We start from the raw sequence: 6,065 nt of genomic DNA, 5'->3' as shown, positions 1-6,065 counted from the left end.
CCGGGTCGAGGGAGGGCTGGACGGGCCCGTGCCCCGTGGGCCGCAGCAGCCGCTCCCGTCGGTCGGTGACCGCCAGCGTCAGACCGGCGGCGTCGGCGTCCCGCGCGTACGGCCCGCACTCCGTGTCCGCGTATGCGACGACGAGCGCGCCCCCGGCGATTCCCGGCAGCCACCGCCCGCACTCCCGCTCCCCCGCCAGCCGCCGCAGCAGCGCGGCCGCCGCGACCGTCTCCACCAGCGGGCCCGGCACCGCGTACCGCCCCAGCTCCACGAAGGACAGGACGAGTTCCACGGGCAGGAAGCCCGCGCCGCCGTACTCCTCCGGGACCGCGAGGCCGAACAGGCCGGTGTCCGCGAGCCGCCGCCACAGGGCGCGGCCCGGCGCCGGATCGCCGTCCGCCCAGGCCCGCGCGGCGTCCGTCGGGTGCGCCGCGTCGAGCAGGCGCCGCAGGACACCGGCGAACTCCCGCTGGTCCTCGCCGAGGGCGAAACTCATCGCCGCCCCCTCGGCAGGCCGAGCAGCCGCTCGGCGGCGATGTCGCGCTGGATCTCGTTGGTGCCCGCGTAGACCGGGCCGGCCAGGGCGAAGGTCCAGCCGTCGGCCCAGGCGCCGTGGTCGGGGGCCTCGGTGGCGGAGCCGGCGAGGTCGCCCGCGGGGCCGAGGAGGTCGAGCGCGGTCTCGTGCAGGGCGATGTCCAGCTCGGACCAGAAAATCTTGTTCAGGCTGGCCGCCGCGCCCGGCGCCCCGTCCGCGGCGGCCTGGGCGCGGGCGCGCAGATGGTAGGCGCGGGCGCCGATGAGCGCGTCGGCGACCCGGTCGCGCAGCGCGGTGTCGGCCGGATCGCCGTGCTGCCGCCACAGCGCGGCGAGCCGTTCGGCGGCGGCCGTGAACCGGCCGGGGCTGCGCAGGGTCAGCCCCCGCTCGTCGCCCGCCGTGCTCATGGCGACGCGCCAGCCGTCGCCCGGCGCGCCGATCACGTCCTCGTCCGGGACGAACACCCCGTCCAGGAAGATCTCGGCGAACGCGGGCCTGCCGTCCAGCCGCCGCACGGGCCGCACCGTCACCCCCGGGTCCCGGAGGCCGAACATCACATACGTCAGGCCCCGATGCGGCCGGTCCGCTTCCGGGTGGCTGCGGAAGAGGCCGAAGGCGCGGTCGGCGAACGCGGCCCGCGAGGACCAGGTCTTCTGCCCGTCGAGCAGCCAGCCGCCGTCCGTCCGTACGGCGGTGGAGCGCAGTGCGGCCAGATCGGAGCCCGCGCCCGGTTCCGACCACGCCTGCGCCCAGATCACCTCGCCGCGCGCCATCGGCGGCAGGACGCGGGCGCGCTGCGCCGCGGTGCCGTGCGCGAGCAGGGTCGGGGCGAGCAGCTGGATGCCGTTCTGGGCGACCCGGCCGGGCGCCCGCGCCGCCCAGTACTCCTCCTCGAAGAGCAGCCAGCGGGTGAGACCGGCGCCGCGGCCCCCGTACTCCTCGGGCCAGGACACCGCCGACCATCCGGCCGCGCCCAGGACGCGCTCCCACTCCCGGTGGGCCGCGAAACCCTCCTCGGTCTCCAGGGACGGCAGCGGGCGGGCCGGGACGTGCGCGGCGAGCCAGTCGCGCGCGGTGCGCCGGAACTCCTCGTCCTGCGGGGTGTGTTGGAGATCCATCGGCGGGCGGCCCCTCTCGCGGATGTTCCGTCACCAGGTTCCCTAACAAGTGTTTGGTAGGTTAGCGTACGGCCATGACGCCCGAGAAGCCTCCGCCGCCCCCGTACGTCCCCGGGCACGGCCTGCTCACCGGTCGCACCGCCGTCGTCACCGCGGCCGCCGGCACCGGCATCGGCGGCGCCACCGCCCGCAGACTCCTGGAGGAGGGCGCCGACGTCCTCCTCTCCGACGCCCACACCCGCCGCCTGGAGGAGACCGCCGCACACCTCGCCGACGAGTTCGGCGCCCCGCGCGTCACCGCGCTGCCCTGCGACGTCACCGACGAGACCCAGGTCGCCGCCCTCTTCGACCTCGCCGAACGCCACCACGGCCGGCTCGACATCGTCGTCAACAACGCCGGACTCGGCGGCACCGCCGACCTCGCCGACATGACCGACGCCCAATGGGACCGCGTCCTCGACACCACCCTCACCGGCACCTTCCGCTGCACCCGCGCCGCCCTCCGCCGGCTGCGCGCCACCACCGGCGGCGGAGCCCCCGCACCCCACGGCGTCATCGTCAACAATGCCTCCGTCACCGGCTGGCGCGCCCAGCGCGGACAGGCCCATTACGCCGCGGCCAAGGCCGGGGTGATGGCCCTGACCCGCTGCGCCGCCGTCGAGGCCGCCGCCTACGGCGTCCGCGTCAACGCCGTCGCCCCCAGCCTGGCCATGCACCCCCACCTCGCCAAGGTCACCACCGACACCCTGCTGGACGAACTCGCCGCGCGGGAGGCGTTCGGACGACCCGCCGCCCCCTGGGAGGTCGCCAATGTCATCGTCTTCCTCGCCGGCCCCTACTCCTCCTACATGACCGGCGAGGTCGTCCCCGTCAGCAGCCAGCACGCCTGAGGGCCGGGCCGGGGAGCGACAATGGCAGGGTGCCCACCACCAAGAACACCGGGAAGCCCGCCCGCGTACCGCGGCGGACGACGACCGTGAGCGCGTCCCCCGAGCGCCGCAGGGAACTCCTCGCCACCGCGGCGGAGGTCTTCGCCACCCACGGCTACAACGCCACCACCGTCCGCCGCATCGCGGACGAGGCCGGCATCCTCGCCGGCAGCCTCTACTACCACTTCGACTCCAAGGAATCGATGGTGGACGAGATCCTGTCGACCTTCCTCACCGAACTGTGGGACGGCTACGACACCGTGCTCGCCTCCGGACTCGGCCCCCGCGAGACCCTGGAGGCCCTCGTCACCGAGTCCTTCCGGGAGATCGACCGGCACCGCGCCGCCGTCGCCATCTACCAGAAGGAGTCCCGCCACCTCGCCGCCCAGCCCCGCTTCGGCTATCTCACAGAATCCCAGCAGAAGTTCGAGCAGGCATGGCTCGGCACCCTGGAGCGCGGCGTGGCCGACGGCGTCTTCCGCGCCGACCTCGACATCCGTCTCACCTACCGCTTCGTCCGCGACACCGTCTGGGTCGCGGCCGGCTGGTACCGGCCGGACGGACAGCACAGCCCGGAGGAGATCGCCCGCCAGTACCTCACGATGGTCCTGGACGGCATCGCCCTGCGGGAATGACGCCCGCGCCCCGGACGGCCCGCCGCCCCGGGGCACCACCCGAAGGAGCCGTGTGATGGCCGAGGCCTACATCGTCGACGCCCTGCGCACCCCGGTCGGCAAACGCGGCGGCGCGCTCGCCGCCGTCCACCCCGCCGACCTCGGCGCCCATGTGCTCACCGCACTCGTCGACCGCACGGGCATCGACCCGGCGGCCGTCGAGGACGTCGTCATGGGCTGCCTGGACACCGTCGGACCGCAGGCCGGCGACATCGCCCGCACCGCGTGGCTCGCCGCCGGCCTCCCCGAGGAAGTCCCCGGCGTCACCGTCGACCGCCAGTGCGGCTCCTCCCAGCAGGCCGTCCACTTCGCCGCCCAGGCGGTGCTCTCCGGCACCCAGGACCTCGTCGTGGCCGGCGGCGTCCAGAACATGTCGATGATCCCCCTCGCCTACGCCACCCGCCGCGCCGCGGAACCCCTCGGACTCACCGAAGGCCCGTACGCCGGGAGCGCCGGCTGGCGCGCCCGCTACGGCGACCGGCCCGTCGACCAGTTCCACGGCGCCGAACTCATCGCCCGGACCTGGCGGATCTCCCGGCACGCCATGGAGGAGTTCGCCCTGCGCTCCCACCGGCGCGCCGTCCGCGCCACCGACGAGGGCCGCTTCACCCGCGAGATCGCCCCCTACGGAAACCTCACCACCGACGAGGGACCGCGCCGCGACACCTCCCTGGAGAAGATGGCCGCCCTCCCGCCGCTGACCGAGGGCGGCCGGCTGACCGCCGCCCTCGCCTCCCAGGTCTCCGACGGCGCCGCCGCGATGCTGCTGGCGAGCGAACGCGCCCTGCGCGTCCACGGGTTGAGGCCCCGGGCCCGCGTCCACCATCTGTCGGTACGCGGCGAGGACCCCATCCGGATGCTCACCGCGCCCCTGCCCGCCACCGCGTACGCCCTGCGCCGCAGCGGGCTCACCCTCGACGACATCGACCTCGTCGAGATCAACGAGGCATTCGCCTCCGTCGTCCTCGCCTGGCTCGCGGACACCGGCGCCGACCCCGCCAAGGTCAACGTCAACGGCGGCGCCATCGCCCTGGGCCACCCCCTCGGCGCCACCGGCACCCGGCTGATGACGACCCTGCTCCACGAACTGGAACGCACCGGCGGACGCTACGGCCTCCAGACCATGTGCGAGGGCGGCGGCCAGGCCAATGTCACCATCGTCGAACGGCTGTGAACACCGCGCCGGATGAAGTGGGAGCCCCGGTCAGCAGCGTCTGTTCTTGACGTACAGCGCCCGGGGCGTGGCCGTCGTCGCGTACCGCACGTTCTTCGTCACGCCCTTGGCGAGCCGGCCGCGGGGATCGCTGTGGCGCGGTACGACGATGACGTAGCACGCCGCCCGGCGGCCGCACAGATTCGCCAGCCGCACATAGCGGGTGTGCCCCGACGTGAAGTACTTGCGGACCTTGACGCACTGCACGGTCCGGGCCGCCGACGGCGCGGCCGCGGCGGTCGGCGGCACCGCCAGTGACGCCCCGCACACCACCGTCGTCAGCGCCATGGCCACGATCTTCCGCATACGGTCTCCCCCGGTCGACGACTTCCGCTGCACGGCGACACGGGCTCTCGCACGCGCATTCTTCATTCTGCACGCACGGCGGGGGAACGCGCGCGGCGTGGGACGGGCGGGGCCACGGTGACGTCGGCCGATGCCCGGGACGTGCGGTGGTGAGCCGCTGGGCGGCGGCCGGTGCTCAGGCCCCTGAAGGCGTCCGGTCCCGCCCCGCGCTCAGCCCCCCGAAGGCCCCGCGCACGCCCCCAGGTCCTTCAGCACCGCGTGCGCCTCCGCCATGATCCGTTCCACCAGCTCCGCGCACGACGGCAGATCCCCGATCACCCCCGCGACCTGGCCCGCCGCCATCACCCCCCGGTCCGGACGCCCCTCGACCATCGCCGCCCGCAGCATCACCGGGGTGTTCGCCGCCATCAGCACCTGGCTCCACGACAACTCCCGGCCCCGTCGCATCGCCCGTCCGTCCCGCACCATCTGCCGCCAGGTCAGCCCCGACCTCCCGCGGAACGCGGCCGCGCAGCGCGCCGCGCGCAGCAGCGACGCCGCCCGCCCGGACCGCTCCAGCGCCGCCACCAGATCCGTACGCAGCATCCGGTGCGGCAGCCCGTCCACCGCCCGGGTCACCGTGACGTCCCGCACCCCGGCCGCCAGATAGCGCTCCTTGACCGCGTCCGGCACCGTACTGTCCGAGGTGAGCAGGAACCGCGTCCCCATCGCCACCCCGCACGCACCCAGCGCCAGCGCGGCGACCAGCCCCCGCCCGTCCCGGAAGCCCCCCGCCGCGATCACCGGCAGGTCCACCGCCCCCGCGACCTGCGACACCAGCACGGTGGTCCCCACCTCCCCGGTGTGACCACCGCCCTCGGCGCCCTGGACCAGCACGGCGTCCGCGCCCCAGGCCGCGACCTTCTCGGCGTGCCGGAGCGCCCCCACCGACGGGATCACCACCACCCCCGCGTCCTTCAGCCGCGCGATCAGCTCCCGCGACGGCGCCAGCGCGAACGACGCGACGCGCACCCCCTCCTCGACGACGACCCGCACCCGCTCCGCCGCGTCCGAGGCATCCGCCCGCAGATTCACCCCGAACGGCGCGTCCGTACGGGAGTGGACCTCACGCACCGCGGCCCTGAGCTGAGGCACCGTCATCGTCGCGGACGCCAGTATCCCCAGCGCCCCGGCGTTCGCCGTCGCGGACACCAGCCGGGGCCCGGCCACCCACCCCATACCGGTCTGCACCAGCGGATGCCGCACGCCCACGAGGTCGGTGAGGCGGGTGCGCAGGACGGGGGAGTGCTC

The 6,065-nt window shown here is 75.0% G+C and carries 7 protein-coding genes; 3 read left to right on the top strand and 4 right to left on the bottom strand.

Annotation, left to right across the window (positions count from 1 at the left end):
- Nucleotides 1-496, bottom strand: a 496-nt coding sequence (locus tag AC51EU_RS07070) for an acyl-CoA dehydrogenase family protein (RefSeq protein WP_496265804.1), incomplete at its 3' end; no start/stop codon positions are given.
- Complete coding sequence (locus AC51EU_RS07065) at nucleotides 493-1,653, bottom strand: acyl-CoA dehydrogenase family protein (protein WP_496265803.1); 1,161 nt, start codon at nucleotides 1,651-1,653, stop codon at nucleotides 493-495. The genes AC51EU_RS07070 and AC51EU_RS07065, both read right to left, overlap by 4 nt.
- A 74-nt stretch (nucleotides 1,654-1,727) precedes the next feature.
- On the opposite strand from AC51EU_RS07065, the gene AC51EU_RS07060 reads away from it, so the two are divergent.
- The 3 genes from AC51EU_RS07060 to AC51EU_RS07050 all read left to right on the top strand — a co-directional run bounded on the left by AC51EU_RS07060 (nucleotide 1,728) and on the right by AC51EU_RS07050 (nucleotide 4,430).
- A complete protein-coding gene (locus AC51EU_RS07060; RefSeq protein WP_496265802.1) occupies nucleotides 1,728-2,543 on the top strand; it encodes an SDR family oxidoreductase in 816 nt (271 codons plus the stop codon).
- Between the two features lie 86 nt (nucleotides 2,544-2,629).
- Nucleotides 2,630-3,217: a TetR/AcrR family transcriptional regulator gene (locus AC51EU_RS07055; protein WP_496265807.1), complete on the top strand. Its 588-nt coding sequence runs from the start codon at nucleotides 2,630-2,632 to the stop codon at nucleotides 3,215-3,217.
- Nucleotides 3,218-3,272: 55 nt separating this feature from the next.
- Nucleotides 3,273-4,430: an acetyl-CoA C-acetyltransferase gene (locus AC51EU_RS07050; RefSeq protein ID WP_496265801.1), complete on the top strand. Its 1,158-nt coding sequence runs from the start codon at nucleotides 3,273-3,275 to the stop codon at nucleotides 4,428-4,430.
- 30 nt (nucleotides 4,431-4,460) lie between these two features.
- Here the strand turns inward: AC51EU_RS07050 and AC51EU_RS07045 are convergent, their stop codons facing one another.
- Nucleotides 4,461-4,775: a hypothetical protein gene (locus AC51EU_RS07045; protein WP_496265800.1), complete on the bottom strand. Its 315-nt coding sequence runs from the start codon at nucleotides 4,773-4,775 to the stop codon at nucleotides 4,461-4,463.
- A gap of 210 nt (nucleotides 4,776-4,985) precedes the next feature.
- Nucleotides 4,986-6,050 carry an NAD(P)H-dependent flavin oxidoreductase gene (locus AC51EU_RS07040; protein WP_496265806.1) on the bottom strand — a complete coding sequence of 355 codons (1,065 nt, stop codon included), beginning with the start codon at nucleotides 6,048-6,050 and terminating at the stop codon, nucleotides 4,986-4,988.
- Nucleotides 6,051-6,065: the final 15 nt, after the last annotated feature.

The sequence above is a fragment of the Candidatus Streptomyces philanthi genome (assembly GCF_059553635.1).
This window is presented reverse-complemented; position numbering and strand designations above follow the sequence as displayed.